The sequence below is a fragment of the Micromonospora sp. NPDC049175 genome (assembly GCF_043197345.1).
GTDB lineage: Bacteria > Actinomycetota > Actinomycetes > Mycobacteriales > Micromonosporaceae > Micromonospora.
Map to the genome: position 1 here is coordinate 1 of NZ_JBICSY010000024.1, position 1,239 is coordinate 1,239.

Annotated in this window: 1 protein-coding gene; it reads left to right on the plus strand. The window is 68.6% G+C overall.

Annotated elements, in window-relative coordinates:
- Positions 1-158 precede the first annotated feature (158 nt).
- Complete coding sequence (locus ACGFH8_RS35095; RefSeq protein WP_393376003.1) at positions 159-1,133, plus strand: endonuclease domain-containing protein; 975 nt, start codon at positions 159-161, stop codon at positions 1,131-1,133.
- Positions 1,134-1,239: the final 106 nt, after the last annotated feature.

The following is a 1,239-nucleotide window of genomic DNA, read 5'->3' on the forward strand; positions in this document are numbered from 1 at the left end:
CGATCTGCTCCCGCTCCAGCGGGCTCAACCTCGACGCCATAACCACCCCAACGAAGATCACGGAAGGGTGTTGCAACCACCAGTTGAGCCCGCCGCGCTAACGGAAACTGTCCAAGATCTGGTGGTGTGGTGGCCTCGCCGCGGTGAAAGCTGTTCGGATGCTGCCTGCCGATGACGCCGATGCACTCGACTGGCTCGCCTTCGAGCAGGCGGGCGTGCTGACGACCGCGCAGGTCTCCAGTCTGCTCAGCGAGGGGATGGTCCGTGGTCGAATCCGTTCCGGCCGGTGGCGGTCGATCTGTCGCGGGATCCTGCTGACCGGCAACGGGCGCCTGAGCCGCGACCAGCAGCTCTGGGTCGCGGTGCTGGCCGCAGGACCAGATGCGATGCTGGCCGGGGTAACCGCCGCCACCGAGGCCGGGGTACGCGGGCTGCGCCGTGAGCCACTGCACGTGCTGGTGCCGGCCGCTCGCCGTGCCGCACGGGCCTCTCTGCGTCGCCTCCCCATCGACATGCCCGCGGTGCTTGTGCATCGCACGTCGGTGCTGCCGGACTCGCACCGGCAACTCGCCCGTCCGCCGCGTACCACGACGGCCAGAGCGCTCGTCGACGCGGCGGGATGGGCGGTCGGTGTGCAGGAGGCGCAAGGGGTGCTGGCGTCCGGTTGTCAACAGCGGCGGGTGCTGCCCGAGGAGTTGCAGACCGTGCTCGACGTCCTCCCCCGAGCGCCCCGCCGGCACCTGATCCAACAGACGATCGGTGACATCGCCGGCGGCGCGCAGGCACTCTCCGAGATCGACTTCCTGCGCCTCTGCCGCCGGCATCGGCTGCCCGTACCTGATCTTCAGGAACATCGGGTCGACGCGGCGGGCCGCAACCGCTGGCTGGACGCGTACTGGCGACAGTGGCGGGTGCAGGTCGAGATCGACGGCGCGCACCACATGGACGCTCGGCAATGGGCGGACGACATGCGTCGGCAGAACGCCGTCTGGACCAGCGGCGACCGGATCCTGCGCTTTCCTGCCTGGCTGGTACGCGCCCGCCCCGCCGAGGTCGCCGACACCGTCCGGCGGGCCCTCGTCGCAGCCGGCTGGCCCCCCGACCAATCCCAACGCCATCCGACGCATACATAGATCTTGGACAGTTTCCGTTCGCGCGGAACTATTCAGTCCCATGACATCTGTCAGTGTTGAAGTCCCGATACATGTGTCACTCGGTAGGGATCTTGGGCGTGCTGGT

What these genes read in the sequence shown, in the direction of transcription:
- ACGFH8_RS35095 (WP_393376003.1), top strand. Translation starts at nt 159, where the DNA reads ATGCTGCCTGCCGATGACGCCGATGCACTCGACTGGCTCGCCTTCGAG.